Origin of the sequence: Bifidobacterium bohemicum DSM 22767, from assembly GCF_000741525.1 — a bacterium.
Taxonomy (GTDB): Bacteria; Actinomycetota; Actinomycetes; order Actinomycetales; family Bifidobacteriaceae; genus Bifidobacterium; species Bifidobacterium bohemicum.
The window spans coordinates 232,228-256,869 of the sequence record NZ_JGYP01000004.1 but is presented as its reverse complement, the minus strand read 5'-3'; the positions used below and the strand labels follow the sequence as shown (position 1 = coordinate 256,869).

At 58.9% G+C, this 24,642-nt stretch carries 20 protein-coding genes; 14 read left to right on the top strand and 6 right to left on the bottom strand.

The window, feature by feature from the left end:
* Window positions 1–237: 237 nt before the first annotated feature.
* The 4 genes from BBOH_RS06835 to BBOH_RS06820 all read left to right on the top strand — a co-directional run bounded on the left by BBOH_RS06835 (window position 238) and on the right by BBOH_RS06820 (window position 6,659).
* Window positions 238–1,329: a phosphatase PAP2 family protein gene (locus BBOH_RS06835; RefSeq protein WP_143242369.1), complete on the top strand. Its 1,092-nt coding sequence runs from the start codon at window positions 238–240 to the stop codon at window positions 1,327–1,329.
* A 113-nt stretch (window positions 1,330–1,442) separates the two neighbouring features.
* Window positions 1,443–4,400 carry a type I DNA topoisomerase gene (topA, locus tag BBOH_RS06830; RefSeq protein ID WP_033521565.1) on the top strand — a complete coding sequence of 986 codons (2,958 nt, stop codon included), beginning with the start codon at window positions 1,443–1,445 and terminating at the stop codon, window positions 4,398–4,400.
* Window positions 4,401–4,732: 332 nt separating this feature from the next.
* The gene (gene tmk, locus BBOH_RS06825) at window positions 4,733–5,347 is read left to right on the top strand and encodes a dTMP kinase (protein ID WP_033521567.1); all 615 of its coding nucleotides are present in this window, start codon (window positions 4,733–4,735) and stop codon (window positions 5,345–5,347) included.
* Between the two features lie 151 nt (window positions 5,348–5,498).
* Window positions 5,499–6,659: a DNA polymerase III subunit delta' gene (locus BBOH_RS06820; RefSeq protein WP_033521569.1), complete on the top strand. Its 1,161-nt coding sequence runs from the start codon at window positions 5,499–5,501 to the stop codon at window positions 6,657–6,659.
* Window positions 6,660–6,721: 62 nt separating this feature from the next.
* Here BBOH_RS06820 and BBOH_RS06815 read toward each other — a convergent pair whose 3' ends face one another.
* Both BBOH_RS06815 and BBOH_RS06810 read right to left on the bottom strand, forming a co-directional pair.
* Entirely contained in the window at window positions 6,722–7,798 is a 1,077-nt protein-coding gene (locus tag BBOH_RS06815; RefSeq protein ID WP_044098257.1) for a LacI family DNA-binding transcriptional regulator, read from the bottom strand.
* Window positions 7,799–8,044: 246 nt separating this feature from the next.
* Window positions 8,045–8,314 (bottom strand): HPr family phosphocarrier protein, encoded by a 270-nt coding sequence (locus BBOH_RS06810; RefSeq protein WP_033521571.1) that lies wholly within the window; start codon window positions 8,312–8,314, stop codon window positions 8,045–8,047.
* Window positions 8,315–8,564: 250 nt separating this feature from the next.
* On the opposite strand from BBOH_RS06810, the gene ptsP reads away from it, so the two are divergent.
* From ptsP to BBOH_RS06775, 7 genes are all read left to right on the top strand, one after another.
* Window positions 8,565–10,226 carry a phosphoenolpyruvate--protein phosphotransferase gene (ptsP, locus tag BBOH_RS06805; RefSeq protein ID WP_033521573.1) on the top strand — a complete coding sequence of 554 codons (1,662 nt, stop codon included), beginning with the start codon at window positions 8,565–8,567 and terminating at the stop codon, window positions 10,224–10,226.
* 137 nt (window positions 10,227–10,363) lie between these two features.
* Window positions 10,364–10,813 carry a PTS sugar transporter subunit IIA gene (locus BBOH_RS06800; protein WP_033521574.1) on the top strand — a complete coding sequence of 150 codons (450 nt, stop codon included), beginning with the start codon at window positions 10,364–10,366 and terminating at the stop codon, window positions 10,811–10,813.
* A 99-nt stretch (window positions 10,814–10,912) separates the two neighbouring features.
* A complete protein-coding gene (locus tag BBOH_RS06795) occupies window positions 10,913–11,185 on the top strand; it encodes a PTS sugar transporter subunit IIB (RefSeq protein WP_033521575.1) in 273 nt (90 codons plus the stop codon).
* A 111-nt stretch (window positions 11,186–11,296) separates the two neighbouring features.
* Window positions 11,297–12,814, top strand: coding sequence for a PTS ascorbate transporter subunit IIC (locus BBOH_RS06790; RefSeq protein ID WP_033521576.1), 1,518 nt, complete (start codon window positions 11,297–11,299; stop codon window positions 12,812–12,814).
* Window positions 12,815–12,990: 176 nt separating this feature from the next.
* The gene (locus tag BBOH_RS06785; RefSeq protein ID WP_044098256.1) at window positions 12,991–13,548 is read left to right on the top strand and encodes a YbhB/YbcL family Raf kinase inhibitor-like protein; all 558 of its coding nucleotides are present in this window, start codon (window positions 12,991–12,993) and stop codon (window positions 13,546–13,548) included.
* Between the two features lie 164 nt (window positions 13,549–13,712).
* Window positions 13,713–15,332 (top strand): C69 family dipeptidase, encoded by a 1,620-nt coding sequence (locus tag BBOH_RS06780; RefSeq protein ID WP_033521577.1) that lies wholly within the window; start codon window positions 13,713–13,715, stop codon window positions 15,330–15,332.
* 532 nt (window positions 15,333–15,864) lie between these two features.
* Window positions 15,865–17,415, top strand: coding sequence for a formate--tetrahydrofolate ligase (locus BBOH_RS06775; RefSeq protein ID WP_033521578.1), 1,551 nt, complete (start codon window positions 15,865–15,867; stop codon window positions 17,413–17,415).
* A gap of 206 nt (window positions 17,416–17,621) precedes the next feature.
* Here BBOH_RS06775 and BBOH_RS06770 read toward each other — a convergent pair whose 3' ends face one another.
* Window positions 17,622–17,969 (bottom strand): phenylpyruvate tautomerase MIF-related protein, encoded by a 348-nt coding sequence (locus BBOH_RS06770; RefSeq protein WP_033521579.1) that lies wholly within the window; start codon window positions 17,967–17,969, stop codon window positions 17,622–17,624.
* A gap of 388 nt (window positions 17,970–18,357) precedes the next feature.
* Here BBOH_RS06770 and BBOH_RS06765 point away from each other — a divergent pair, with 388 nt between their 5' ends.
* From BBOH_RS06765 to BBOH_RS06755, 3 genes are all read left to right on the top strand, one after another.
* Complete coding sequence (locus tag BBOH_RS06765) at window positions 18,358–18,903, top strand: GtrA family protein (protein ID WP_033521581.1); 546 nt, start codon at window positions 18,358–18,360, stop codon at window positions 18,901–18,903.
* 407 nt (window positions 18,904–19,310) lie between these two features.
* Window positions 19,311–20,069 (top strand): histidine phosphatase family protein, encoded by a 759-nt coding sequence (locus BBOH_RS06760; RefSeq protein WP_081930398.1) that lies wholly within the window; start codon window positions 19,311–19,313, stop codon window positions 20,067–20,069.
* 489 nt (window positions 20,070–20,558) lie between these two features.
* Window positions 20,559–21,524 (top strand): hypothetical protein, encoded by a 966-nt coding sequence (locus tag BBOH_RS06755; RefSeq protein WP_033521582.1) that lies wholly within the window; start codon window positions 20,559–20,561, stop codon window positions 21,522–21,524.
* Window positions 21,525–21,851: 327 nt separating this feature from the next.
* Here the strand turns inward: BBOH_RS06755 and BBOH_RS06750 are convergent, their stop codons facing one another.
* The 3 genes from BBOH_RS06750 to BBOH_RS06740 all read right to left on the bottom strand — a co-directional run bounded on the left by BBOH_RS06750 (window position 21,852) and on the right by BBOH_RS06740 (window position 24,615).
* Complete coding sequence (locus BBOH_RS06750) at window positions 21,852–22,034, bottom strand: hypothetical protein (protein ID WP_033521583.1); 183 nt, start codon at window positions 22,032–22,034, stop codon at window positions 21,852–21,854.
* 223 nt (window positions 22,035–22,257) lie between these two features.
* Window positions 22,258–23,493 carry a DUF805 domain-containing protein gene (locus tag BBOH_RS08340; RefSeq protein WP_081930397.1) on the bottom strand — a complete coding sequence of 412 codons (1,236 nt, stop codon included), beginning with the start codon at window positions 23,491–23,493 and terminating at the stop codon, window positions 22,258–22,260.
* Window positions 23,494–23,697: 204 nt separating this feature from the next.
* Window positions 23,698–24,615 carry an ABC transporter permease gene (locus BBOH_RS06740; protein WP_237743171.1) on the bottom strand — a complete coding sequence of 306 codons (918 nt, stop codon included), beginning with the start codon at window positions 24,613–24,615 and terminating at the stop codon, window positions 23,698–23,700.
* Window positions 24,616–24,642 lie beyond the last annotated feature (27 nt).

Below are 24,642 nucleotides of genomic sequence, written 5' to 3'. Positions count from 1 at the left end.
CGGGGGGGGGTGAACATGTGGTTCGTGAGTGTGATGCACCGTTCGGCCCCATCGGTATCGATGCGTTTGATCCGGTTTGTCGAGAGGATTCTGCATCTTTGGCGGGTTCTAACGGTGTTGCAACGACCGTTAGAACCCGTCCGACTTGTGGACGTTCTGCCCTGAGGTGCTAGTTTCCCCTCAGCGTGGCGGCGGGAGGTTCTAGAGTCTTGAACTATGGCGAATGACAATAGGGCAATGGCACACGGGTTCAGTGATGCGCATGAGGTGAACGGTTTTGGGACTCTTTCGGACGGCGATAGAGACGGTGCCGCGGATCAGACCACGCAGGGGGTCACGGCTGCGCCGGTTGCGTTCGAGGCAATCGATGCGGCCTCCGACGCGCGTGGCATCGATCGTGGGCTGGCCGAACTCGACCCGCTGACGGTCCGCCCGCGCGTGTCGAGTCGGGTGTTCGCCGTCGTTCTGGCCCTGCTGTGCCTCGCCTCGGCGGCGGGGGTCTATTGGTTCGGCGTGCAAACCTTGCGTGGTCAGGGGTACGACCAGCTGGTGTGGAGCACCTTCGGCGCAACGGCTCCAAACTGGTTGCGTGGTCTGTCGCAGGTGCTCAGTCGCAATGTGGTCATTCCCGCGATCAGCCTGACGGTTGCGCTGGTGGCGCTTGTGATCATTGGCGTGCGACGCCGCTGGCGGCTGATGGCGCAGGGCGTGCTGTTCGGAGCGGCATGTTACGGCGCCTCGTGGCTCAAGCCCTTGCTGCCGCGTCCCGGGTTGATGCGGGTGGATTCTCAGAACGTCAATTCCGCGCCCTCGGGGCATACGATGCTTGCGGCCGGCGCGGTGCTGTTGTTGCTGATCGCGGTGCCCCGTGCCTGGCGTGCCTTCACGGCGGTGATTGGCGGTGCGTACGTGATATGTGTTGCGGCCTCGCTCATGGTTGAACAATGGCACCGGCCTACGGACGTGGTCATGTCCACCCTCGTGGCCGGAGGCCTTGCGCTGCTCGCCCTCGCCTTCACCGGGCGTTCCGGTATGGACGAACCCGGCAAGCGTCTGTCGTCGGCGAGTATACAGATCGTGGGCACGGTGTTGATCACCTTCGGCTTGCTGGCATGCCTATACGCCGGCTACCTGTTGTGGCAGATCTATCCCGGTCTCGATGTCGGCGCGCAATGGGCTCAGGGCGGTGCCGACACGGTTGCGGTCGCGGCCATCGTCGGCGCTTCCTGCCTGGTGTTCGGCTTCGTGCTGGCCGTGCGCCAGTTGACTGCGGCCCCATTGACCCGTTTGGGCCTGGTGGGCGCCCCTCCGGCTCCTCCGCGTCGATAATCGGCTTGCGAATGTCTTGCTGGTGACGTAAGCAGAAGGTATCCGCGCCAAGGTATGGGTCGAGACGGTATAATCCTCCAAGGCGATTGATGCACAGTGAATAAGGAGCAATCATGGCAACTGGTACCAAGCTTGTCATCGTGGAGTCCCCGACCAAGGCCAAAAAGATCGGCGGCTATCTCGGCAAGGGGTATACGGTCAAGGCCTCGGTCGGCCATATTCGCGACCTTGCACAGCCTAGTCAGGTGCCGGCCTCGAAAAAGGCGGAGTTCGGCCGTTTTGGCGTTGATGTGAACAACGGATTCAAGCCGTATTACATCGTTGGTGCGGACAAGAAGAAAACCGTCGCCGAGCTCAAAAGCGCGTTAAAGGACGCCAGCGAACTCTACCTCGCCACTGATGAGGACCGCGAGGGCGAGGCCATCGCATGGCACTTGGTCGAAACGCTCAAACCCAAGGTTCCGGTACACCGCATGGTATTCCACGAGATCACGCCTGAGGCCATCAAAGCGGCCATCGGCAAGACGCGCGAGGTGGACGCGCACATGGTCGACGCCCAGGAGACGCGTCGTGTGCTTGACCGCCTCTATGGATATGAACTCTCGCCCGTGTTATGGCGTAAGGTCGGCCCGGGGCTTTCGGCCGGACGCGTGCAGTCCGTGGCCACTCGGCTGATCGTCGAGCGCGAGCGTGAACGTATGGCTTTCGTGCGTGCCCCGTACTGGGACCTTGTTGCCAGCCTGAGTGAAGACTCGGCGCAGTCCTCGGCCTTTGACGCCCGCATGGTCGGTCTGGGCGGACAACGGCTGGCAACCTCCCGCGATTTCCGGGACGACGGAAAGCTCAACGAAGCCGGCCTCAAAGACAACGTGCTCCAGCTTGACGAATCCACCGCCGATGCGCTCGCCAAAACGCTTGAGCATGCGTCCTTTACCGTCGTGTCGATGGAGTCCAAGCCCTATCGCCGCCGCCCGGTGCCGCCGTTCACCACCTCGACCATGCAGCAGGCCGCCGGCAACCGGCTTTCGATGAGTTCGCGTCAGACGATGCGCGCCGCTCAAGGGCTCTATGAAAACGGTTATATTACGTATATGCGTACCGATTCGGTGACGCTTTCGCAGGAGGCCATATCGGCCGCACGTGATTCGGTCACCAAGCATTTCGGCAAGGAATACCTGTCGGAAAGCCCCAAGCAATACGCCACCAAAACGGCCGGAGCACAGGAGGCTCACGAATGCATCCGCCCCGCCGGCTCGCGCTTCCATGACCCCGACGAACTGGCCACGAAGCTGCCGCCGGACCAGCTGAAACTGTATACGTTGATCTGGCAGCGCACGCTCGCCTCGCAGATGGCCGACGCCATCGGTTCGACCGCTACGGTAAGGCTTTCGGCCGCCGCAGGTGACAAGGGGGAGGCGGTTTTCCAAGCTTCCGGCACCGTGATCGAGTTCCCGGGCTTTCTCAAGGCTTCCGGCTGGCCGCGCAAGTCGGTTTCCGGGGATGGAGGCGACGTCGCCCTGCCGTCGATGAAAACCGGTGATACGCTTTCGGCGCGATCCGTCTCGGCGGAGGGTCATGAGACCCAGCCCGCGGCGCGGTACACCGAAGCCTCGCTGGTCAAGACTTTGGAGGCCAAGGAGATTGGCCGTCCTTCGACCTACGCCAGCATCATCGCCACCATCATGGATCGTGGGTACGTCTATGAGCGGGGTCGGGCGCTGATTCCCTCCTGGCTTGCGTTCGCCGTTACGAAACTGCTGGAGACGAACTTCCCCAAGTACGTGGACTACCAGTTCACCGCGGATATGGAAAACGGGCTCGACAAAATCGCCCGGGGCGACGAGACCAGCCAGGAATGGCTCACACGCTTCTATTTCGGTGATGGCGAGGGTGCCGCCACAAACGCCGATGAGGCGCATGAAGGCTTGCAGCAGCAGGTTGCGCAGCTTGGTGACATAGATGCCAAGGCGATCAACACCATCGCGATCGGTGACGGATTGCAGGTGCGCGTCGGCCGTTACGGCCCGTATCTTGAGGATACGAAGAACCTTGATGCCGAGGGTAATCCCAGGCGCGCCTCGATTCCGGACACGATGGCGCCGGACGAGCTGACGGTCGAGGCCGGTCATGAGCTCATCGAGACGAACTCAGGCGGCCCGCGGGTGCTTGGCAAGGATCCGGCGACCGGTGGTACCGTGGAGGTGCGCAATGGGCGTTTTGGTCCTTATGTGGCGTTGGTTGCTCCGGAAAAGGCGTCCGCCGGGGAGACGGGCGACGCGGATGGTGCGGCGGCGAAAACCGCTACCGTCAGGAAGACGACCGGCAAAGCGTTATCCAAGACCGCGAAATCCGCCAAGGCGGAGGACGAGAAGCCCAAGATGGCCTCGCTGTTCAAGACGATGAGCCCCGAAACCCTGACGCTTGACGACGCGCTGAAACTGTTGAGCCTGCCGCGAGAAGTCGGCCGGTTCGATGAGACGAATGCCGAGACCGGTGAAGTCAGCGAGTCTGTCGTCACCGTCAACAACGGCCGTTATGGACCGTACCTGACCAAGACCGGCGCCGACGGCAAGACGGACACGCGTTCGTTGGCCAGTGAGGACGAGATCTTTACCGTGGATCTCGGCAAAGCCAAGGAACTGTTCGCGCAGCCCAAGTATGGCCGCGGGCGCGGCAGGGGAGCGGCCAAGCCGCCGTTGCGCGAGTTGGGGCCGGATCCGGAGAACGGCAAGAACGTGACCATCAAGGACGGTTTCTACGGTGCCTACATCACCGACGGCGAAACCAACCGCACGCTGCCCAAGCAATACACTCCGGAGACCATCGAGCCGGCCACCGCCTTCCAACTGCTCGCCGAAAAGCGCGCAGCCGGCCCCGCCAAACGTGGCGGGCGCAAGTCGACCAAGACAACTAGGGCAACCAAATCGTCCAAATCAACAGGGCGGAAGACCGGCATCAGCGAATCCGCGACCGGCACGACCCGCAAGGCGGGCACGACCAGAAAATCGGCTGCCGCGTCCACAGCGAAGTCGAGTGCGAAGCGGGGTTCATCGCGCACGACGAAAGCTTGATGCGTCAACGAATTTATCACTGGTGGGTCGATTGTTGATTACGGTTTGCGATATTGCGCTGCTTCGTGTAGCCGTAGAGTGACTTATTCCGAGCTATCGGCTTGTCTGGAACGTGTAGTGCGGATAATTTGTGGTCGGGGAGCGGGACACGCCTCAAATGCGGATAACCCGTTCGCCCGTCCACAAAGACCGTATTCGTTTGACTGTTCCTTCACTATTGTTTTCAATGGGATAGTGAGTGTCCGGCATAATGCGTCGAATCCGGTTCGGGCGTGGCGACGCCTCGACCGGTGAGCGTGGCGTGGTATGGTGGGCGCAAATCGGAGGTTGGTATGAGTGGTTTGTTCATTACGTTTGAGGGCGTCGATGGCGTGGGAAAAACCACGCAGGTCGAGCGGTTGTGCGGCTATGTAGAGGGGCTGGGGCGCGAGGTCGTGGTCACGCGCGAGCCTGGCGGAACGCCGCTCGGGGCGCAGTTGCGTCGCCTCCTGCTGGAGGGCGATGACGTTTCGCCGTACGCCGAAGCACTGTTGTTCGCAGCCGACCGCGCCGAGCATGTGGCCAAGGTGATCAGGCCGGCTTTGATGCGCGGTGCCGTGGTCATTTCGGATCGCTACATCGACTCCTCGCTGGCCTACCAGTCCGGTGGACGTGAGCTGACTGCCGAGGAGGTGGAGAATCTGAGCATGTGGGCCACGAACGACCTTCTGCCTGCGCGCACCTACCTGCTCGACATGGATCCGCTGGCCGCGCGTCAACGGCTCAAGCACGATGCCGACCGCATGGAGTCCACCGGTGTCACATTCGCGTTGCGTACCCGTCAGGCGTTTCTGGACTTGGCCAAGCGCGACCCGGGCCGATTCCGTGTTGTGGACGCGGCACAGTCCGTCGAAGACATCTGGGCGCAGATTAAGCAGGACTCGGCGCAGCTGCTCGGCCCTGCATAAGGTAAATTGAAATACTGCCGGACCGACGTGGTTGGTCTGGATAGATGTTCGGGCATATACGTAGTGAATCGGCTGATAAAGCCGGCTTCAGCCAAAGACGCAAAACCTGTAAACCGACGGTGAACGACTTGGAGATGAGGGTGGTGGATCGATGAACGTGTGGAGCAGCTTGGTGGGGCAGGACCGTGTGGTCGGCCAGCTCAAAGCCGTGGCATCCGGCGACCCGAAGGCGATTGCGCAGTCATGGCTGATTTGCGGACCCGCCGGGTCGGGCCGGTCGAACGTGGCGCGCGCCTTCGCCGCGGCGTTGGAAAGCCCCGATCACGGTCTTGGCGACGGAGGAGAGGAAAGCGAACGCGTCAGTGCGCAGGTGTTGGCGGGCACTCACCCCGATGTCACCTCACTGGCGACCGACAAGATCACGATCGGCATCGACGAAGTGCGCGACCTGATCGAGAAGTCCGAACAGACCCCGAGCATATCGCCATGGCGAATCATCATCATCGAGGACGTAGACCGCATGCAGGAGCGTACCACCAACGTGCTTCTTAAGGAGATTGAGGAACCCAGCCCTCACACCATCTGGCTGCTGTGCGCTCCAAGTGCACAGGACGTGCTGCCGACCATTCGCTCCCGCACCAGGGTCGTGGAGTTGGCCGTGCCCGATCAGCAGGCGGTGGCTCGGTTCCTGGAAACGACTACCGGGGTCGAGCCCAAGGTTGCCGCCCGCGCGTCACGCCTTTCCGAAGGACATATCGGCGTGGCCAGGCTCTACGCCAAGGACGAGCGTGCGATGAGTGACCGTGACGAGCTGGTGGTCGGGGTGTTGGGACTTGCGCGCGCCTCGGATGCGGTGCTTCTGGCCGGCAATCTGATCGATGGCGCCAAAGCACAGGCCGAGCTGGATGTGGAGCGCAAAGTACGGTCCGAGCAGGAGCGGTTCCGTCGTATCAACGGATTGGGATCCGACGAACGTATTCCGACGGCTCTGCGTTCCGCCTATAATCAGATCGGCAAGAAAGCGGACATCAAGCGCCGTGCCACCCGTCGCAGCCGCGATGTGCTCGACCGCGCGCTCAACACGATTTCCAGCGTTTATCGTGATGTGGCCGTACTGCAAAACAACGCCGAGGATTCGGTCGGGTTGGTTAACCTCGAAAACCGTGCCGCCATCACCGATCTGTCGGTTCGACTCACCCGCCAGGGTGCGGTGGACCGGCTTGAGGCCGTCAACACGGCGCGTCGTCGCCTGACGGGCAACGGCAATCAGCTCCTGCTGTTCGAAGCGTTGTTCTGTGCGCTGTTGGTATGAGACGGCGCAATATCGGCCGTGCGGCTACGGTATCGTTGCGAAAGACTATCTTCGGTGTATAACTAGCGTGAATCATTGTCGATTTCTGCCATATCGCTGGCGCCGAAGCGCGGGGTGTTGGTCGACTCGCGCTGTGTAATCCTGCAGGGCAAGGCGATATGCCGCGGCCCCGACTTACCGTCGGCCAGCCGTATGGCTTCCTGTGCGATACGGTCATAGGGAGGGCTTACGGAAGTGAGTGAAGACAAGCCAATGCGGCTACTTACCTCGGCATCCACGCACATGATGTTGACGTCTTCCGGCACCCGAAAACCGAGTTGGCTGAGCGCCACAACCGCGCCGTCCGCGACCGAGGCGCCTACGCAGATCAGGGCATTCGGTGTTCGCGCGGAACGGCTATGCTGGGCATTGAAAAGCATCATGGTGTCGTGATATCCTCGTCGCATGCTACGTTCGCCGAACGTCGTCCATCTCGGCTCGGTGTAGGTGTTCATTGCTTGGCATAAGACTTGGAAACTGGTGTATAAAGCGGATGCGACTTGGCCTTCGAGCGGCTGTCCAAGAAAAGCCACGGAAGTCGAGTTGTGTGCGGCGAGGTGTTTCAATATCAGTCGCATGGACGCGGAGGAGTCCACGCCTATCCAGTTGATTTTTGTCGAGGCGGGTTGTGCTGAGATCTGCACAACCGGAATCTGTTGGGTGGCGGCAACCGTCGTCTCGTCGAGATTCGATTGCTCGCCCGTCAGGAGGATCAAACCATCGATTTTCCGTCCCATTAGTGCTTTGACCCGAATGCTACGCATCTCTTGTGTGGGACCGATGGCGACCAGTAGCTCCAACCCATGCGCGTTTGCGACCGGCTCGAGATCCGAGATGAATTCATGGGCGAAAGGGGTGGTGAGGGACTGCACGACCACACCGAGGGTGTTGGTAACGGCGCTGCGCAGTGCGCTTGCGGCGAAATTTGCTGAATAGTGAAGTTTGCGTGCAGCTTTGCGCACCCTGCGGTCAATATCGTCCTCTTTGGAACGTTGGCCCGACAGCACCCGTGAAACGGTAGCCGTGGAGACGTTGGCCAAAGCGGCAACCTCTACGATTGAGACATTGCCGGAATGCGTTCTTGCTGGCCGGAACGCCATACTCGTTTCCTCTCGTCGCCGAGTCGTGTTCACCGTTTGACTGCATCGGCATGCCATTGTGACGAGAGCTAATGCCGATCTTGATTCTCAATGGCCAAGGGCGTTGAGATGCTCCGCAGGACTTCGTCTCGGCGGTGATGCTGGCTTGGTTGGTCACGGCACCTTGTGCCGCGACGATACGTGTAAGCGTTCATCGAGATTGAGTCGCGCAATCCCGATGAACGCCTAATTGCGTTGCTGGTGTGATTACTCTTCGGCGGTGAGGGTTTCCGAAAGGGACTGTGCCACGGCCTCGGCGTTGTCGCCATCGACCACGACTTCCACGGAATCGCCTTTCTTGATGCCTAAGCCCATCACCGAAAGGATGCTGGCCCCATTCACACCTTGGGTGCCGGGCTCCTTGGAAATGGTGACCTTGCAACCCGAGGCTGCTGCGGCTTGGGCGAACTGCGAAGCCGGACGAGCATGAATGCCGACGGGATCAGTAATGACGACAGTACGTGATGCAGATGCCATGGTGTGCTCCTTTTAAACGCTCTCGCGCAATCAATGATGAATTTTTGTACGAGCCAAGTGTAGCATAACGCGCCGCTTATTGCAGAAAACGTTTACCCCATTTGCCAAGCTGTTTTCAGGGTGTATATTGTACATAGTAACGCAGGGATGGTCGCTGATTGTGGCGGGCATTCAATCCAACGGGGGCGCAATCGCGCCGCAGTCGCGGACATGGGGATTGGCGTTCGGTGGAGGTTATTAAGGAGTCACTATGAGTATTGCAGGAGTTGGAATCGGTCGTGGCATCGCGGTCGGGCCGGTCATTCGTATGGCCGAGCCGCTGGACGAACCGTCCACGACACCGCGTCCGCAGAATGTCTCTGCCGAGGCGGACCAGGCTCGCGCCGAACAGTCGTTGGCGAAGGTCAACAAGGATCTTGCCGCACGTGCCGAGGCTGCCGCCGCGTCAAAGGATGAGGGCTCCCGCAAGGCAGCTCCGATCCTCCAGGCGCTTTCGCAAATGGCCTCGGACGCGGCGCTGGCTTCCACGATCCGTGAAGGCATCGAAAGTGGCTTGACCGCCGAGCGCGCCACGTTTGAAGGTTTCGCCAAGTTTGAGCAGACCCTCACCGATCTGGGAGGCTACATGGCCGAGCGCGCCGCGGATCTGCATGATGTCGGTCAGCGTGTGCTGGCCGATCTCGAGGGCGTGCAGGCTCCGGGTGTACCGGTGAGCGACAAGCCGTTCGTGCTCGTGGCGCGCGATTTGTCGCCAGCGGACACCGAGGATCTCGACATGAACAAGACGCTGGCCATCGTCACCAGCCAGGGCGGTCCCACCAGCCACACCGCCATTCTGGCGCGTGCGCGCGGAATCGTCGCCGTGGTTTCGGCGGCGGAGGCCGTCAACCTCAAGGACGGACAGACGGTAATCGTCAACGCCGCGAAGGGCGAGATAACTCCCGACCCGACCGAAGATGAGATCAACGCCGCCAATGAAGCAAAGGTGCAGGCCGATAAGGCCAAGGAGCTACGCGGCAAGCCGGGCGCACTGAAAGACGGCACCTTGCTTCCGCTGTTGGCGAACGTGGGCAAGCCCGAGGATGCCGATCCCGCTCTGGAATACGGTGCCGAGGGCGTGGGTCTGTTCCGTTCCGAATTCCTGTTCCTGGGCAACGAAGAGGCGCCGAGCGTCGAGGACCAGACCAAGGCCTACGCCAAGCTTCTCAGTCGTTTCCCCGGCAAGAAGGTCGTCATCCGCATGCTTGATGCGGGTGCCGACAAGCCACTGCCGTTCCTGACCCCCGAAAACGAGCCGAACCCGGCGCTGGGTCTGCGCGGTCTGCGTTCGCTGCGTCAGCATATGGATGTGTTGGAAGGCCAGCTTGATGCGCTCGTCGCGGCCGATGCTCAGACCGAAGCTGATTTGTGGGTGATGATGCCGATGGTGGCCGACGATCAGGAGGCCGACTACTTCGTGCGTTTGGCCAAGTCCAAGGGCCTGAAGAAGGTCGGCGTCATGGCCGAGGTCCCCTCCATCGCCTTCATGGCTGACAAGGTCGCCAAGGTCGCTGACTTCGTTTCGATCGGCACCAATGACTTGACTCAATACACTCTCGCGGCCGATCGTGTCTTGGGCTCCGTGGCTGATTATCAGACGGCCTGGCACCCCGCGGTGCTGCGCGCCATCAAGATGATCGCGGACGCGGGCAACGCCAACGGCATGCCTGTGGGCGTGTGCGGCGAAGCCGCGGCCGACCCTGATCTGGCTGTGGTGCTCGCCGGCATCGGTGTCAACTCCCTGTCGATGACCCCGGTGGCTCTCGACGACGTGCGTGCCGAGCTGGCCAAGTACACGATGGATGAGGCAAAGGAGAAGGCCGCTAAGGCGTTGAATGGTGACTTCTACCATCCAGCCAAGTGGAACGAGTAGTGGAAAAACAGGTTGGTGCGTTGCGTTGATGAACGTGGCGCACCAATCTGGCGTTATTGCCGTAGCCGATTGCGGATGACGCCACAACAGAATAGATGCAATATAAACCGAATAATCTAAGGCAAAGGAGCTTGCTTATGGCTACCGATATCGATGGGTTCCTTCCGGATTCCTCATTCATGCTGGATGTGCCTGCGCAGGATTGGCGCGAGGCGATTACGTTGGCGGGCAAAGGGCTGACCGCCTCGGGTTTTACTACCGAGGCATATACCGGTGAAATGATCGCCGCCGTTGAGAATCTTGGTCCGTATATGGTGATTGCACCGGGCTTGGCTTTGGCTCATTCCCGCCCGTCAGCAGCTGTCTTGAACACGGGGCTGAGCTGGGTGCGATTGAGCACGCCAGTGAAGTTCGGCAACAAGGCCAACGACCCGGTTTCGCTGGTCATCGGCTTGGCAGGTAAAAACGAAGATGAGCATATCGTGGTCATGTCCGCGATTGCCAGCGCTTTGTCTGATCCGGTCAAGACCGCTCAGCTCAAAGCGGCAGCGACTCCTGAAGACATTCGCAGGATCCTTAAGGCGTAGTATGGTCGGCTCGTTCATGGCCCCAAAGCCGTGACGGTCAATCGTGTGCAACCCCGTACAAATTGTTGTGACAAATAATCAAAGAGAAATGAGGAAACAATGGACATTCTTTGCGTGTGTGGCATGGGCATCGGTACTTCGGTGATCCTAAGGTCCAATGTTGAGCAAGTCGCCGCCGATATGGGGCTCGATGTTAATGTGCAAACAGCGGATGCCGGTAGCGCCATGGGCACTGCCAACATGTGCGACCTGGTGCTCACTTCGGCAGAGCTGGCAGGTCAGCTTTCGGGCACGTCGACTCCGGTCGAGGTCGTGAGCAACTTTATGGACAAGGACGAGATCCGCTCCGTCCTCGAAAAGTACGCGGCCTGAAAAACAAGCAATCGCGCACGGTGGAAGGCCTATCGGAGACCATCGGATTCAATGAAAATTTCGTCAAATGGCGACGTTTGATGATTTGGAGAGAACAACACAGGAGAAACAATGAATGTATTACTAGCTGTTCTGGATTTCATTAGTAAGGAAATCCTCAACGTGCCGGCATACCTGATCGGTATTGTCGCCGCGATCGGCCTGATTGCGCTTAAGCGTAGCGTGGGGCAAGTCATTTCCGGCGCCTTGAAGGCGGCTATGGGCTACCTGATTTTGGGTGCGGGTGCCACTGTGGTTACCGCTGCGCTGGACCCCTTCGGCAAGCTGATTCTGAAGTCCACCGGCGCGCATGGCGTGGTGCCGACCAACGAAGTCATCACCGCTCAGGCATCCAGTCAGTTCGGTGCGGCTTCGGCCTATATCATTGTGTTGAGCTTCATCATCATGTTGCTGTTTGCGCGATTTACGCCTCTGAAGTACGTGTTCCTTACTGGACACCACATGGTGTTCATGTCCACTATGCTTGCGCTCGTGCTCTCCATCGGCTTCGGTTCCAAGAATCAGCTGCTGGTCATCCTGATTGGCGCTTTGCTGATGGCCGTTGTGATGGTGGCAATGCCTGCGTTCGGCCAGCCTTTCATGAATCAGGTCACCGGCGATGACAAACTTTCCATCGGTCATTTCAACACCCTAGGCTACGTCGTTTCCGGTTCCATCGGTGCTGCTGTCGGCAAGAAGTCCAAGTCCACTGAAGACATTGACTTCCCCAAGGGCCTGAGCTTCCTGCGCGATTCGATGGTGTCGACTACGCTTCTGATGACGATTCTTTACCTCGTGTTCGCGGTGTGGGCCGCTATTGTTCTTCCGGCAAAGACCGCGTTCAAGATCTTCCCGTCGAACCCCGACAACTATGGTGCTTTCTTCATGGCCGCCTTCGCGCAGGCCTTGCAGTTCGGCATTGGCGTGTCGATCATTCTCTACGGTGTTCGTATCATCCTCGGTGAACTCGTGCCTGCTTTCCAAGGCATCGCGAACCGCGTCGTGCCTGGTGCCAAACCTGCGCTCGACATCCCGATCGTCTTCCCGTATGGCGCCAACGCTTCGTTGATCGGCTTCCTCTCCTCCTTCGCCGGTGGTCTGGTGGCTCTGGTGATCATCGCGGTGTGGCTCGGACCGGTGTGGGGCGTTGCCCTCATTCTTCCTGGAATGGTGCCTCACTTCTTCGATGGTGGCGGTGCCGGCGTGTTCGGCAACGCAACCGGTGGCCGTGTGGGTGCAATCGTCGGTGCGTTCGTCAACGGCTTGCTCATTACGTTCCTGCCTGCTGGTCTGATGACGGTTATGGGTAGCTTCGGCCTGGCGAACTCCACCTTCGGCGACGCCGACTTCGACTGGTACGGTATTATCTCCGGCAATCTGGCGCATCTTGGTCCTGTCGCCGGTGGCATCAGCCTCGTGGTCTTCGCTCTGCTTTTCCTTGCAGCAGCCTGGGTGTGGCAGGTCAAGGTCGTTGACGCTGGCTGGATTCCTTCCAAGAAGCACGCCGCCTTCATTGAGAGCGTCAAGGCTGAAGAACAGGCCGCCAAGAAGGCCAGTCGTGCCGCCAAGAAGGCAGCTGCTGAGGCGTAACCTTCGGAAATAATGTTCCGAGTCATGTAAATAAGACGGGGTGTCGTTTTCGGATGGCATCCCGCTTTTGCGTATTCCCGCGAGTGCTTGCGTGAGAACGGGTTAATGATTCCGTTATTTGCGTATCAGCTTCACGAGGGGTGCGTGAAGTCAGAAGCGTGCGCGATAATTGATGTATGAAGATTACTGCGGATTTTACTGAGATTCCGGGCGACTTCACCGTCGCCGCATCGCAGGAGGGCAAGATCGACGGCACTCCTGTCGTCTCGTTCCCCTTCTATATCGAGCATTTGGACGCCGACATGCATTATCTGCACTGGTGGCTGGTTGACCCCGATTCCATTCCGGTGTGCGGTTTCGAGTGGATTCACTGGTCCGTTGCGAACATGCCGGTCGAGGCGTTGATGTTCGATTTCAACGATTCACGGGCCCTTGAGATTCCACCGGATTTCTCGCGTTCGCTGTCCGCGATGGTGCCTGAGGCGGCCCAAGGCCGCACCAGTGAGGCCAGTAAGTTCGTCGGTTCGACCAACCCGATGGTTACCATGCGGTACAACGGCCCCACTCCGCCGGACAAACCGCATGGCTATGAACTGCATGTGTGCGCCACCGCCAAGCCGTTGCCGGGCCTCAATCAGGGTTTCTGGCTCAATGAGCTGATGCATCGGCTGGCTGAGTATCAGGGCGATGTGGCGCAGGACGCCATCACACTCATGGCCTCACCGGCCAAATAGCGCTGTGAATTCGCCTTCTGCTATATTTATATATTTACTTGTGCGTCGTTGCGACGTTATTTTGTTTGTGCAGCCGCGCGTTCCATAGGAATTCATGCCTCCGAAAAGCGTATGGTTAGCGTAGGATGATAGTCATCTTGACTCCATTTGCGAAAGGAAGATTTATGGCCTGCACCACCATTCTGGTCGGCAAAGACGCGAGCTACGACGGTTCGACGATCATCGCGCGTGACGAGGATAGCGCCAACGGTGAGTTCAACCCGAAGCGTTTCGTTGTCGTGAAGCCGGAGAATCAGCCGCGCCATTATCGCGGCGTCATCAGCCATGTCGAGGTGGATCTGTCCGATCTGACGCCGATGCAGTATTCCTCCGTGCCGAATGCGGACCTCTCTCAAGGCTTGTGGGCCGAGGCCGGCGTCAACGAGGCCAACGTGGGCATGAGCGCCACCGAGACCATCACGAGCAACGAGCGTGTGCTGGGGGCAGACCCTCTTGTGGAGTTTGTTCCGGCCGCCGGGCGTGAGGGTGAACCGGGCTACGTGCCAGAAGTCGCAGGCGGCATCGGCGAGGAGGATTTCGTCACCCTCGTGCTGCCTTATATCAAGACCGCGCGCGAGGGCGTCGAGCGTCTGGGTGCGCTGCTCGAGCAATATGGCACCTACGAGATGAACGCCGTGGCCTTCTCCGACGCGAACGAGATCTGGTGGCTGGAATCGGTCGGCGGCCATCACTGGATCGCCAAGCGCGTGCCTGACGAGGCTTACGTAACCATGCCGAATCAGCTGGGCATCGACGAATTCGACCTTGACGACGCCATGAACGAGCAGAGTGAACACATGTGTTCGGCCGACCTCAACGATTTCATCGAACAGAACCACCTCGACCTCGCGGTTGAGCCTTCAAGCCCCTTCAACCCGCGCCTTGCCTTCGGCTCGCATTCCGACTCCGACCATGTGTACAACACCCCGCGCGCCTGGTACATCCAGCGCACCCTCAATCCCTATGACGAGGTCTGGGACGGCCCGGAGGCCGACCATACGCCCGAATCGGACGACATTCCGTGGGCGCGTCAACCTGAGCGCAAAATCACCATCGAGGACGTCAAGTACGTGCTGAGCGCGCACTATCAGGGCACGCCCTACGACCCATACGGGCCGCGTGGCGACGAGAAGACCCGCCACATGTACCGTCCCATCGGCATCAATCGCCACAGCCAGCTTTCGGTCATCCAGATTCGCCCCTATCGCCCGCAGGCCAGCCGCGCGATACAGTGGATTTCATACGGCTCGAATCCGTTCAATGCGCTTGTGCCGTTCTATCCGAACGTGGACACGACCCCGGCGTACGTCGAAAACACCACCACGCGTGTGACCTCCGAGAACTTCTACTGGGCCAATCGCATCATCGCGGCCTTGTGCGACACGGACTTCGGGGGCACCTCCAATGCCGTGGAGCGTTATCAGGAGATCATCGGCACCGAGGCTCACCGGCTGATCATCGCGACCGATGAGCAGGTTGCGCGGCTTGGGGGCGACGATGAGGCCGATGCCGCATCTCTGGCGCGCGCCGAGTTCGAGGCCGGCAACGCCGAGGGGGATGTCGATCCGATGTACCCGGACGAAATCGTCGCGGCCACGCGCAACGCCGAGGTGCGGCAGGTGTTGTCCGCCGCGAATCAGGCGATGGCCGACCGGCTCAAGGTCGAGACCGACAAACTGCTCGATACGGTGCTATACACCGTCTCGATGGGTATGCACAACGGATTCGGCCGCTCCGACCACTGAGATCGCCGGAGTCAGTAGGTGCCTGCCGGCCATTTTCGCGGTTCGTGTAATGGCCGGCCTGTTGTCGTGTTTGGCCGCATACGGCGACCCTATGTGACTTCTGTTCGCTTGGATTGCCGTGTTTGTTGTGGTAGAAGGGCGAAATGCGACTCCTACCTTCCTGAGCCGTCGTGTTCTGCTTGGTATGTGGGTGAATATGTGCGCAAAGTGATAGTAGTGACGGTTGCTTCGAGGTTGCGTATGTAGCGGCGGTTGCAGTCGAAACCGGTCCCCGGCTTCCGGCGGCCGCTTATGGAGGCCGCATGGTTTTATGGCGACAGAGCGTATGGCCCATATGAAGTAGGTCACATGACGGACCCAATCGCGTACAGTGGCGGACATGGGCAAGGCCTATGCCATCGATGCTGGTAGGGTTGGAGGTTATGGCGGCCGTCGTGTCGGTTGATGCGAGGCAAGCCAGAAGGATTTGACGTTATTTCAAGCGACTTGACATAAAGTAATTCTAATACCGCTCTTGAGAAAGCTGTGGAAGATGGCTCTGATCAATCAGTTCACCACGCAATATGGGCTTGTCGGGAAAATCGACGCGTTCGGATACCTCGATTACCTGAAGGCGAACCCGGATGTTTCGCGCAAGCACGGCAAGGTGGTTCTGGTCACCGCCGATACGCCGCTCAAGGCCAGTCGTGGCGAGGGCAAAACGACCACGACGATCGCCCTCATTGATGCGTTGCGTGCTCGGGGCATTGACGCGGCGGCCGTCCTGCGTCAGCCCAGCATGGGGATTACCGCCGCCGGTTCCAAAGGTGGTGCGTCGGGCGGCGGCAAGGCATCGCTGACGCATCCCGAGCTGGTGGACTGGGGCCTGACCGGTGAGATGGCGGCCATTGAAAACGCCCAGAACCTGCTGGTGTCCTTTGCGGAAAAGGCCGTGGACGAGGGGCGCATCGACACCGTCCTCGTGCCGCGGGTCTCCGAGGTCCCTTCGCGCTCGCTGCGTCAGATCGTCGTGGACCGAGGCAAGGGCAATGTGCCGGAGCGCGTCGTGCTCACCCCGACCTGCGAGATGATGCAGATCGTCGTAGTGTCGCATTCGATGGACGAAATCGGGCAGCGTGTCGCGAATATGGTCGCGGGAACGAAGAACGGTGTGCCCGTTACCTTCGGTTCGTTCATTGATCTGTGGCGGATTACCGGTATTCTCAAAGATGCCGTCAAACCTGCGAAAACCGAGACGGTAAACGGTTCACCGGTCTATGTGCACGGCGGCCCGTTCGCCAATGTATCGCTCGGAATCCCTACTCTCGTCTCGGTTGAGATGGCATGTGCCCTGCACGATGTGGTGGTTGTGGAGGCCGGATACGGCGCGGATGCGGGGGCGCAGAAGTGGCTCGACATCGCCTCCCGTGAGTTCGGCGCAGCATGGCCCGCGGCAGCAGTGGTCGTGACGCGCGCCTCGACTTGGCGCGACGATCCGGCGCTTTCGTGGCGCTATCCGTTCCATGTCAATCGTCTTGAAAATCTCGGTATTCCGACATTCCCGCTGATCAACCTCTGGGATGGCGAAGACGATCAGATTGACGATTTGCGCAAGACGGCCGCTTCGCTTGGCTTCCGAAGCCCGATTATCGGCAACCTGTTCCGCGATGGCGGCAAGGCGCTGGAGCCGCAGCTTGACGACTTCGTGGCGGCATTCGATGCTTCCGGCATGTCGGCTGCTGGAGACGCGGATGCCGTCTCCGAGAATGGGTCGCGTGACAGCCACAAGGGTTTGGGTCTCGTCGATGATGTCAGGTGGATCGCGCGAAATGCGTATGGTGTGCCTTCTGAGCGCATGGTAATAGCCGATGGTTTCGAGTCGTCGCTTGCCGCCGCCACTCAATTGTGTGCGGGTGCCGACGTGAGCATCGATGATCTGGCTGTGGTGGCGGTCAAATCCCCAGCCACCATGACCGACGACGACACCCGCCCCGCCGACGAGCGTACCGTCACGCTCAAGAAGGTCGAGCCGCACTTCGGCGCCGGTGTCGTTCAGGTCAACCTCACCACATCCCTGACGACCCCGATGCCCAAAATCGTCTAAGCCATAGGCTTGCGTTGGGTCGGTCGGGGCCACGTGCCTCCGCTAGGAGAGTGCGGATATTTGGAATATTTGGAAAATGTGTAACCCCGCCGGGGCCAAGCGCTCCAACGGGGTTTCGTCACGTTGCCTCGGTTCAAGCCCGGAACGGTTGCGAACTCATGCTGTAAAACTCTCAGCGGCGACATGAGCGGTCGTGTCTGGCCTAATCAGAAGTTGCCGCCGTTCCAGCCCCAGTCACCCGTAGCGGTGTAGCGAATGTAGGTGCGGTCCGCAGGGATGCCGAGTTCGCTACCCAGGGCGTCCATGATCTGCGTGCTCATAGCCTCCCATACCGAGCGGTCGATGTTGCTGCCCATCACGTTCACCTCCACGTAGGCGGCGGGTTTCGAGTCATTGCCACCGAAGTAGATCGGCATGTTGTCTTCGAACGGGCACATCAGCCAGCTTTCGGTTTTGCCTGGCACTGCGGTGATGGCCTTGCCGTACGCGGCTTTGAGCGCCTCGCGCTGCTCGGGGGTGGTTGAAACGGAAACGTGCGTGTGAATGACCGGCATAACGGACTCCTTACGTTTGCTGAATTGCTCTCGCTATACGATTCTAGCCGCACCCCGGGCTGTACCGCGTCGATTGTCCTTGAAGCTGTTGCGTGCTATGGGAAAACCGACATCGAGGGTGCTATGTTTTGCATGACATTCATGCGGTTGGCTGACTGGATATGTTGTCATACATGCCGAAAATGATCTGATTTGGTATGGCTGATTGCGTTGGTCAGTCGGCTGGTTTGCCGGATTGATCGTATTCGTCGGATTGATTGTGTTCGTCGGATTGATGGGACTGGTTTGGTTGGCCAATTGGTCGTTATGGTCGTGCATAAGCGACGAATCGGTGAGGATTGTCGCTTGTCCGAGCTTCTTGCCGAAGGGCGCGAGTTAAATGGAACGCATGAAGAAACTTATCGAGCAACTGGTTAAATTCGGTCTGGTTGGTGTGGTTGCATTCCTTATCGACTGGGGCATCCTCAATCTGCTTGTCGCGGCGTTCCATGTCAATAACGTCTTGGCGGGCACGATATCATTCCTTATTTCGCTGGCCTTCAACTATTGGGCGAGCATGAAGTATGTCTTTAAGCACCGCGACGACATGGCCCGCTGGATGGAAGGCTTGATATTCCTCCTCTCTGCGGTAATAGGTTTGGGCATCAACGACTGGATCATCTGGCTGAGCACTCTGGGAATGGTGCCCGGTGCAGCTCACGGTATGTATGTATTGCGAACGAATATCGGCAAGCTTGTCGCCACCGTGGTCGTTGCGATATGGAACTTCATCATCCGTAAGTGGCTGCTCGACAGCAAGGAGCCGCAGTCGTCGCAAGGAGTCGATTCGGCCGCAGGCCGGCCTGCCCAGCCCGCTGCCGAACCCGCTCGCAAAACGTTCGCCAAGAAGCTTGGCGAATGGTCCGTCACCCACACGCCTAACGGTTGGCAATGAGGCCCGATCTCAAGCGACCATCATGCCGCAGACCGTGGCGATGAACGTGGCGATCGTGGCGTGCGCGGCTTTGGCCTGGCTGTTGAGCCGTCGTAAGGCGGATTTCATATCGAATCGCTGAAACGACGGTCGTATGTGATTGACGGTCTGCCGCATCTTGGGCTTGGGTTGCGGCGGGCCTTTTTAATATATATGATTATTGGCGTGATTGTTCGGTCGGCGTGGTGAGTGCAAGCCGCGTTGTCGTCTGGCTGGCAGATTCCACAGGACCACGAACCGAAGGCGCGGTTTCGCCCTTCCCGCCTTTACGGCAGGAGGCACCCGTCGGTTATCGTATATTCCGTGCGGCACCGTGCGACGTAGAATGGTGACGTTGACCGCGTCCCGTTTCCCGCGAAAGGGTGATTATGTCCACAACGGACCCTTCCAAATCCGCCGAAGTCGCCAGCATCGTGACTTGGCAGGCTCCTGCCATCAAAAAGTCATCCCAAACGGACCGGCTTTCTTCGCAACGCACGGTGCTGCACTTTGTGCGTCACGGCAAGGTCGAGAATCCTGGCCACTTACTCTACGAGCGTCTGCCCGACTTTCACTTGTCCGAGCGCGGCTTGCGTATGGCTCAGGCGACGGCGCGCTACATCGCGGCCGACCCCGGCATGAACCAGGCGGCGGCTGTCTACTCTTCGCCGCTCGATCGCACGCGTGAAACGGCCGGAGCGATTCTCGAAGCGCTCAACCCTGTGCGGCAGGCGCGTGGACAAAGCGTGCTCGCGCTCAAAACCGACGACCGACTCATCGAGGCGGGCAACGAGTTCCGTGGCACGCGTATCGGCTTCGGTCAAGGGGCGTTGTGGCGGCCAAAGAACCTATGGCGTCTGCGGGCGTTGTGGCGGCCCAGCTGGGGGGAGACTTACCGCCATATCGCCGGGCGCCTGGGTGACTTCGCGGCGCAGACGGTGCGGGAGCATCCCGGCGAACACATAATCATCGTCAGCCACGAATCGCCTATTTTCAGTTACCGTCATCTGATTGAAAAAGGACATCCCGAGCATAACATGTTGTTACGGCACACGGCGCTCGCGTCGATTACGTCAATTACGTACGACAGTGCTACGGGCAAGCCGCTTTCCGTTGCCTACGTCGACCCCGCAGCTGATGTCGAATAGTCCTCGGGCCGATGGGATTGCTGCGAGCCGCAATCATTGGTGTTCTCTTGCGGGTTGACGCAAGGTTCGTCACAATCGGCGGTTGAGGTTTGGCTCAATGGCAAGGGCGACGGTGTTCCTGGTTGATGCTGTCGGCAATATTGCAGTACTTCTCAAATCGGCAGTCGGCAGTCGACGGTTATCGGTTATCAGTCGGCAGTATTTGTCCCTTCGATATTGGGCGATTTCGACCGTTTCAACCATTGTACTGGTTTTTTACGGATTGAAGGCCTTATCTGAATGCCGTTTTTGGTGGCATAAATATGTGAGTTATATCACATTAAAACGGCAGTTGTCCCTGCCTCCATCGTTCATCTGCCTTGTTTCTCCGGTTATCGGCGATCGATTCCCTGCATCAGACGCAGGCGCTACGCCTCGGTGTGTGCCATTCCGGCTTTACCGGCATTAGACTAGATGACAGTGTGAACGTCCAGGCGAAGGAGCGCAATCATGGCGGTAGTATTCGACAATGACCAGCTGAAGCATGTCGCTACCATGCAGCAGGTGCAACAGGCGGCTCAGGCAGGGTCGGCGCTGATTGCGCTGTGGCCTCTATCCACGGCCCAGCGACTCGGTAATGATGCGAAATATACGGAAAACCTGCAAGTGCGTGTCACTTGGGCCGCGGCTCGGGTGCTGACCGGGCAGGACGTGACGCTGGCTGATGCCGAGTTCGTGTACGAGGGCGCGACCGACATTCCAGGCCGTCCTCAGGAAGTGGTTGACGCGCTGCTGGCTGTCAATGATGCGTATGAACGGTTGGAAGACTATTCGCGGACTGGTGACGTTTCGTTGGTCATGACTGCGGCTGAGGAGCTTAACTCGGGGTGGAGCGAGAGCGCTGCGAAGGCAGTTGCCGCCACTTTGGAACGGATTGAGGCCTGCGTTCCGGACTGTCGCGGTGATGGTTCGTCGGAAGTTGGCGCTGTGTCGCGACGCTTGGCTTTTGTGATCGCCGCTTCGACCGCGTTGCTCGTCGAAGTTTCGGATTATGGCAAGTCGGTTGATGACCCTTTGCTGCCGGACTGCGTTGAAGGGGAACCGAAGAGCTCTGGTGTCGCGGACATATCCTGTCAACAGGCGGGTCGTCGGGCGGCGGTGCTGATGCTCTACCTCAATGAGTTGTGTGAGCGTGTCATTCTTCCGCGTTTGGCTTTGACCGATGTGCAGTTCTGCCAAATCGTCGAGGAATGCGCCGAGTTCGAAGGTGCTTCGCCGTCTGTCGAAGCCGTGGCGGAGGTTCTTGCACCCTTGGCACAAGCCGAATGGGTTCGCCATCACGATGAAATCGTCTTTGACCCGGTCGCGGCGAAAAAGGCGGCTTCCGAGAAAGAGGAGCAACGTAAAAAGGCCGCGCTGGCGGAGAAGTTCAAGGACGTTCCTGAGGACAAGAATAAGCCGCCGGTCGAGTTGTGAGGCATCGTACGGAATTGATGATGGCAAACGACTGTCGTTTCTAAGTTGGCAGCGAAACGTCGACCAATGCCGTATTCCGGTTCGCGTTGACGCCGGGTGTGGATCTACTTCATGTAATGTAGATGTTCGATGATTGTCGGATGCCGCTTTCGTTGGTCTGGGTTGGTGGCCGTTGCGCACCTATTGACTATCCTCAAACCGGTTAACCGGTGTCAGCCATCAAGTGTGTCATCGGTTTCAAAAACAAAAGAGCGATGGTAGTCGATTGAACTTCGAGAAAGCAATCGACTACCATCGCCCATCAGCATGGTCGCAAAAGGAAGACCTTTACTGGCGGCGTCGTTTCTGGGAATCGGTGGGACCCATATAGCCCTGGGCCGGCTCGCCGCCGGAACCCGGTAGCACCGTCTTGCCATTATGGCCGCCGCCCGGCAATGTGTTTGCATCGTAAGGCGGTTCTGCTGTGATTGTTGAATTTCCCTGCGCTTTAGCGAGCTCATCTTCGCGCATCGTAACTCTTCTTTCCATAGCTATTATTGCATCGTCGTCACGGGAATGCGTAACGACGATGTGTGATTTCCCACATTTTCGTATGTTAGTTCCGAAAAACGATATTCGCAAGGAAGCAGGTTTACGGTGTCGTACAAATAGGATTTGGCCAACGGATGAAGAATGAGGGTCATCGAATAATCCGATGACCCTCAAGCGACGATATGATATCGGGACAAGGCGATTATTGCGCCGTTGGATACTGGTCGTTGCCACCAAAACCATTGTTGCCGTAAGGCTGCTGACCCTGTTCAGGAGTGGTCTGGCCGGGGTATGGCGGTTGCGGAACGGTGTATGCGGAAGGCTGTCCTGCCTGCTCTGGTGTCGACGTGGGAGCTGGAGCTCCCGTGAAGCCCTGCTCGTCCTGATTCCGGGAAGGGTGGGTGGTCATCGGCTGCGGAGGGTATGCGGGCATCGGTTGAGCCATGTTCTGTTCCGCTCCAAAAGATGCATTTTGCTGCGGATTGGCATACTCTGTTGGGGTCATTTGCGGAACTGATGTCGGATTGGGTTTGTCGAAACGTGCGCCCGCCGGGTTCGGACCGGCCAAAGTGAAGATGAAGTATGAGACGATGCTGCCGAGCAAGCATAGCAACATCACGATTGCTCCAATGACGGCGCCGCCGGTAATGCCCCTGCCGTCAAGGTCTCCGTCCAGAATGGCGCCGCCTGCGAGAAAGACTATGAAGATGATCAATCCGCCGAAGAGCAGTCCGTAGGGGAGCACGAACCAGGCCCCGCTTTTATTGGAGTCGTGGAGGCGGCGAACCATCAACGCAATCTGGGGGACGAACACCGCCAATCCGAAGATCGCTTCAAATACCTGAGGACCACTTCCGGATGATCTGTTCATGCCGCCAAAAATAACTGAGTCGAGTATCGAGGCCACGATTTCCGCCAGGAAAAGGAACAGTTGCATCCACCAGAATTCACTACGGCTCGCGCGGCCCGAGAACGTAACATATTTGCGGAAGAAACGGGAGATGGCCTCGACGGGCGGGCATCCGTAGTACGGCTGGTCGAAGGGCACGGCGACCGTGTAGGCGCCGGGTTGCATTCCTGCCATTGGCGGCTGCCCTGCATATCCAGCCTCCGGGGACGTGTACTGAGAATCGGCTTGTGGAGCCGTGTACTGCGGTGCTGGTTGCGGGGACGTGTACTGAGAAGCAGGTTGTTGTGGGGTTGCATACTGAGAACCATCTTGTGGAGCCGTGTACTGCTGTGCGGCAGGAGCCGCACCGTTGAACGATGGCGTCTGTTGCCAAGACTCGCCTTGTGTCTGGGGCGTGGTGAATCCGGGATCCGATGTGGGTGCACCGTATGATGTCTGTGAGCCTGAAGCATCTTGGAACTGGGCAGGCTCCGAAGAAGGCTGGGTACCGGGGTTCCCGCCAAAATTATTGAGGTCGTTCTCGTTCATGGGGTTTCCTCCGTCGTTGCATGTATTGATAAACCTAGCAATTGATAAAATGTTCAATCATTGATTCAAGAGCATAAATCGTTTACCTCTACTCAGTATAGAGCTTCCTACGAATTTTTGGTGAAAAACCATGAAGTTCTGCCGCTGGCGTCTTTTGTGAGCCGCTGCGCTCGCCGTCAAGCGTCATGCATATTGATTGCCTGATCAACTCTGGTCGAACGACGTGGACGATTCCTCGCTGGCAGGACCGAGCATTACGCGCTCGACAAGCGCCACAAACCCAAGTAGCAGGCCCGTTTCGGCAACCACTACGATAGCGGCGGAGAAGATCATTGGCGTCTGGAACGAGTTGAATGCGGCCTGTAGCCACACTCCGAGCCCGTTCGTGGCTCCAAGATATTCGGCGGTGACGGCCGTTCCGAAAACATAGGCTGCGCTGATGCGAATGCCCGAGAAGATCTGGCGTGCGGCCACGCGCAGTTTCACGTGAAACAGTGCCCACGGTTTCGTGGCGCCGCAGGTCAGTGCCACATCCTCGTAAAACCGGGGCACTGCGTCAAGGCCGCGCGAGGTGTCGATGACGATTGAGAACACGCCAAAGACGGCTACCAGCACGATTTTTCCTACTGGACTGAAGCCGAACCAGATCATGAACAAGGGCGCGATGGTGATGATGGGGATGGTCTGTGCCGCCACCAACAGCGGGTAGAGAGCGCTGTGGACGGTGCGTGAGACATGCAGCCCCACGCCGAGTGCGATACCCAACACGATCGAAATGACGAATCCGGTCAACGCTTCACCGGTGGTCACCGCTGCGGCCGACATGAGCTCGCCCCATGTCGCGGCCATCGAACCGACGATTTGGGTCGGTGAGGCAAGGGTCGCCGCAGACACCAACCCGCCATTAGCCGCCAGTTGCCAAACCGCCAGCAGCGCCACAACCGTTATTGTTGGCGGTATTATCCGCTGCAATAGTTCGTTGCGCCCGTTATGGCCGATGGTCTTACTGGTGCTGGTGTTCCCATCGGATCCACGAACACCATTGCCATCGGTGGTTTTGCCTCGATGTTCGCCGTCGTTGCCATGCTCGTTTCGTTCACTGTCATGCGCCATAATCGCCATAATCATTTCCTATGTTTCATCAGACCG

Excerpts from the sequence above, each read along its gene's own strand:
- BBOH_RS06740 (WP_237743171.1), bottom strand. The coding sequence starts at position 24,615 with ATGGCGATTATGGCGCATGACAGTGAACGAAACGAGCATGGCAACGAC.
- BBOH_RS06790 (WP_033521576.1), top strand. The coding sequence starts at position 11,297 with ATGAATGTATTACTAGCTGTTCTGGATTTCATTAGTAAGGAAATCCTC.
- BBOH_RS06755 (WP_033521582.1), top strand. The coding sequence starts at position 20,559 with ATGGCGGTAGTATTCGACAATGACCAGCTGAAGCATGTCGCTACCATG.
- BBOH_RS06835 (WP_143242369.1), top strand. The coding sequence starts at position 238 with ATGGCACACGGGTTCAGTGATGCGCATGAGGTGAACGGTTTTGGGACT.
- ptsP (WP_033521573.1), top strand. The coding sequence starts at position 8,565 with ATGAGTATTGCAGGAGTTGGAATCGGTCGTGGCATCGCGGTCGGGCCG.
- tmk (WP_033521567.1), top strand. The coding sequence starts at position 4,733 with ATGAGTGGTTTGTTCATTACGTTTGAGGGCGTCGATGGCGTGGGAAAA.
- BBOH_RS06800 (WP_033521574.1), top strand. The coding sequence starts at position 10,364 with ATGGCTACCGATATCGATGGGTTCCTTCCGGATTCCTCATTCATGCTG.
- BBOH_RS08340 (WP_081930397.1), bottom strand. The coding sequence starts at position 23,493 with ATGAACGAGAACGACCTCAATAATTTTGGCGGGAACCCCGGTACCCAG.
- BBOH_RS06750 (WP_033521583.1), bottom strand. The coding sequence starts at position 22,034 with ATGCGCGAAGATGAGCTCGCTAAAGCGCAGGGAAATTCAACAATCACA.
- BBOH_RS06780 (WP_033521577.1), top strand. The coding sequence starts at position 13,713 with ATGGCCTGCACCACCATTCTGGTCGGCAAAGACGCGAGCTACGACGGT.
- BBOH_RS06820 (WP_033521569.1), top strand. The coding sequence starts at position 5,499 with ATGAACGTGTGGAGCAGCTTGGTGGGGCAGGACCGTGTGGTCGGCCAG.
- BBOH_RS06810 (WP_033521571.1), bottom strand. The coding sequence starts at position 8,314 with ATGGCATCTGCATCACGTACTGTCGTCATTACTGATCCCGTCGGCATT.
- BBOH_RS06765 (WP_033521581.1), top strand. The coding sequence starts at position 18,358 with ATGAAGAAACTTATCGAGCAACTGGTTAAATTCGGTCTGGTTGGTGTG.
- BBOH_RS06795 (WP_033521575.1), top strand. The coding sequence starts at position 10,913 with ATGGACATTCTTTGCGTGTGTGGCATGGGCATCGGTACTTCGGTGATC.
- BBOH_RS06760 (WP_081930398.1), top strand. The coding sequence starts at position 19,311 with ATGTCCACAACGGACCCTTCCAAATCCGCCGAAGTCGCCAGCATCGTG.
- BBOH_RS06775 (WP_033521578.1), top strand. The coding sequence starts at position 15,865 with ATGGCTCTGATCAATCAGTTCACCACGCAATATGGGCTTGTCGGGAAA.
- BBOH_RS06785 (WP_044098256.1), top strand. The coding sequence starts at position 12,991 with ATGAAGATTACTGCGGATTTTACTGAGATTCCGGGCGACTTCACCGTC.
- topA (WP_033521565.1), top strand. The coding sequence starts at position 1,443 with ATGGCAACTGGTACCAAGCTTGTCATCGTGGAGTCCCCGACCAAGGCC.
- BBOH_RS06815 (WP_044098257.1), bottom strand. The coding sequence starts at position 7,798 with ATGGCGTTCCGGCCAGCAAGAACGCATTCCGGCAATGTCTCAATCGTA.
- BBOH_RS06770 (WP_033521579.1), bottom strand. The coding sequence starts at position 17,969 with ATGCCGGTCATTCACACGCACGTTTCCGTTTCAACCACCCCCGAGCAG.